We start from the raw sequence: 3,163 nt of genomic DNA on the forward strand, positions 1-3,163 counted from the left end.
CCACGGCACGTTGATCAGCACCTACAAGGCGAAGCTCGCCGACGAGCTTCGTGCCGCAGGTCTTTATGCCCAAGTCGATCGCGAGGCTTGGTCGAAAGACTTCGTCGTCGACATCCAGCCGGTTGGGCACGGAGTTCCAACGCTGAAATACTTGGCACCGTACGTTCACCGAGTCGCGATCAACGACAGTCGCATCACGGATGTCAATTCGGAAACGGTGACGTACAAAATTCGTCGCAAAGGGAACGTGATGCAGAACAAGACCGTTGCCGGCGACGACTTCGTGGGTGACTTCTTGCAGCACGTTCTGCCGACGAACTTCATGAAGATCCGCCACTACGGTTGGATGAGCGGGAACAGCAAGGTGAAGGTCGAGGAGGTGAAGTGGTTGGTCTGGCTCGCCCTTGGCTGGACGTTCTGGTTGGGCAGCGGCTACGCGCCGCAAGCGGAACCGTTGACCGTTCCGATGAAATGCCGCCTGTGTGGCGGTGTCATGCGAGTGATCGAGGTCAGCTACACGTCGTTGTCGTCGCAGGGCATCCGCCCCGAGCACGGGCTGACTTACTACGACAGTGGGTAACGCATGAACCAGGGAAGTGAAACGACCGAACGAATTCGAACGTCTTCAGGAGGGCGAAGGAGGACGATATGTCTCGACGGCAATTTCACGCGTCAAACCCACCGGGCAGTGAACTTCAATCAGTGCCATTCACTGCCGATTCAGCACAACCAGGGTCGGAGCACGTGTCCAAGCATCGAAGCACTGCACTTGACGCGAACCAAAGTCTGCACCGGAGAGTTAAGCTCAGAAGCAAAGCTCAAGGACGAATGGGCGAGCGACTCGGCGTTCAACACCGGGCATCTTGAACAGAGGACTTGAGCTTCGGCTAGGCGACGCGTTTTGAACCGCGACGAACGAAGAGAGCTGAAAGAGAAAGTGACTCAACCGTCGCATCCACGCGAAGTCAAATCCTTATTGGTTATCCGCGATTGTTTTCATCAGGCGGTGAGTCATAAAGCGTGTAGCGAATGTCTCTCAGACTCCCACCATCAAGCGGCGGTCTAACAAAGTTTTCGTAGAGTTCAAGGATCTGCGATACGGTCTTGCCGTTGAGCTTGGCGTACACGCCATCTTTTCCTTCTTCGGCCAAGATCGACAATTTGATCGCGTTCAGACGGCGGCGTATCAACGGTTCGAGCCTTGGGCATACAGAGTTAATCGCACCGACAATTGAGGCAGGGCCTGACGCTTCGATCATTGGATCGTCATTCATTGTAAACGGGCGCGCATGGCACAAGAGTGATGTACTACAGTCGGATAACGTCCGCCGTCACGGGGCGGCGACGAGAAATTTTCCATTATCAAAAAACGCTGCTTCGCCGCTCCCGTGCACGGCATTGTTATTTGACGGGGCTTGGGTGAACTTTGTGGCGCGGCATACACACCGCCGGGGAATGTATCGTATAGGATCTCTAATTCAGAGACAACAATTCTGCAGCCTTAGGCAGGCCAAGTTCTGGGGCCGAGTCGGCGCAACCATCAACAGTACCACGTCGATCAGACGACGCGTCTATCAGTTGCCGAAAAAGCTGATGATCGCGTCACCTATCATTTTGTGGAAGAGAAAAAAGAAGATCAGCAAGAAAGCGCCGATAAGAAATCGGCGGTTTGTTCCAGCTAACGTGGTTTGGGTTGCGGTCTGCGAAGCATTCGCTACTCGTTGTTGCTCGATCGCTTCCGCATCGCGGCGATCAAGTCGGTCTTTGACATACGTAAAATGCTGCGATTGTTGATCGCGAATTTCACGCAGGATAGTCAGCAATTCTTCGTCAGCGTTCATTGGTACTTCGCGTACACAAGGAGTTAATCAAATAACGATACGCGTAACCGGGCACGCGCGAAAGATTCTCAACTTCAAAAACGCCCAATCGCGTGCTCCGGTTCACGCGATGGTTACCCGTTTCTGTGAATTTACCGCCCGTCATTCGTCGGATCAGCATGGTTTGCCGCTATCTGTGTCTCATCATCGCACGCTCGGCAGTACATGTGCCAGGCTATTCCAGGACCAATCTTCCCGCATGAAACGCAGGCGTTCGTAGCTGACCCTGCGATTGTTAACGCAACAAATGCAGTAAAGCCACAGATCGCGGCAAATTGGTCAATGGGTTGTAACATGCTGAGGGTTGATGCGACAGCAAGCAGAATAGCAATCGCAAGTCCAGGCATCCACAGTCGGTGCTTTACTCGCGGCGGGGCAATTTCGGACAGCGAACCAAAGATCGCAAAATAGATGAACGTAGCGACAATCGAGTAGTCAAGGAGCCATTGAGCCATGGAATGCCGCGTCAAACGACTGTGGAGACGCCAGTAGGGTAACGCTGGCAATCACGGGGCCGCGACCGTGAAAGCTAGCCAAAGGAAAAGGCGTTATCGCGGCTCCCGTGCATTGCGTTGTTACCCGCCGGCATTAGCTTCCGTCGGAAGAGAGAACAAGATGGGAGCTACGTGCAAATCGATCGAGGCAATCCTTGATCTTGGAATGATGCGCAGATTACCGCGGATTGCTTGCGGGGCTGGATTTGCTGTTGAAGCATCGTTGTATTCAATCATCACAAAATCATCACCAACCGAAACGATCTTTGCATAGATGGCTTGCTGTCGAGGCAGTACGAGCACCTTGCCTATCGCAGCCTGATCCAATTTCCTATCAGACGCAAATCCCTCAAGCTTTCGCTTGAGCCCAAAGTTCTCGCGGGCAGCATGTTCGGCGTTGACTCCGATCTTCTCCAGCTTGGTGTGATTCAAAACGCTTTGGTAATCACTATCGGTATAAATAAATAACCGGACATCGGAACTTCGGTCATGTTCGACGACACCAACGTGCTGACCAGACGCGAGCCACCCAAGAAACGTCTTGGGTGGCCTCGCACTCCCAGCTGCCGATTCGGAAACCCCCTGTGCAAAAGCGTTAAGCGGGAAGGCAAGGATTGCGACCGCAAAAATCAGGCGCGTCATTTGTTCTCCCGTAACGGGCTCAGTCGGGTAACAATAGATTCAACCCTACTCAGTAGGGTCGTATTCGGGAAATTGCATGATACGGGGTAAGTGAGTTGGGGTGTTTGACCAATATCACTCAACTCACTCCCGTGCTCAAAATCTTAC

Annotated in this window: 4 protein-coding genes; 1 reads left to right on the top strand and 3 read right to left on the bottom strand. The window is 53.1% G+C overall.

Features of this window, described 5'->3' with window-relative positions:
• Positions 1–580: transposase (locus RISK_RS29055; protein WP_047813068.1), on the top strand; the 580-nt coding region annotated here is incomplete at its 5' end.
• 400 nt (positions 581–980) lie between these two features.
• Here the strand turns inward: RISK_RS29055 and RISK_RS04430 are convergent.
• From RISK_RS04430 to RISK_RS04445, 3 genes are all read right to left on the bottom strand, one after another.
• A complete protein-coding gene (locus RISK_RS04430) occupies positions 981–1,190 on the bottom strand; it encodes a hypothetical protein (protein ID WP_150122487.1) in 210 nt (69 codons plus the stop codon).
• A 384-nt stretch (positions 1,191–1,574) separates the two neighbouring features.
• Positions 1,575–1,841, bottom strand: a complete 267-nt coding sequence (locus tag RISK_RS04435) for a hypothetical protein (RefSeq protein ID WP_047813070.1) — start codon at positions 1,839–1,841, stop codon at positions 1,575–1,577.
• A gap of 614 nt (positions 1,842–2,455) precedes the next feature.
• Positions 2,456–3,016, bottom strand: a complete 561-nt coding sequence (locus RISK_RS04445) for a hypothetical protein (protein ID WP_047813072.1) — start codon at positions 3,014–3,016, stop codon at positions 2,456–2,458.
• Positions 3,017–3,163: the final 147 nt, after the last annotated feature.

It is taken from the genome of Rhodopirellula islandica (assembly GCF_001027925.1).
Lineage (GTDB): Bacteria > Planctomycetota > Planctomycetia > Pirellulales > Pirellulaceae > Rhodopirellula > Rhodopirellula islandica.

Excerpts from the sequence above, each read along its gene's own strand:
- RISK_RS04445 (WP_047813072.1), bottom strand. The coding sequence starts at position 3,016 with ATGACGCGCCTGATTTTTGCGGTCGCAATCCTTGCCTTCCCGCTTAAC.
- RISK_RS04435 (WP_047813070.1), bottom strand. The coding sequence starts at position 1,841 with ATGAACGCTGACGAAGAATTGCTGACTATCCTGCGTGAAATTCGCGAT.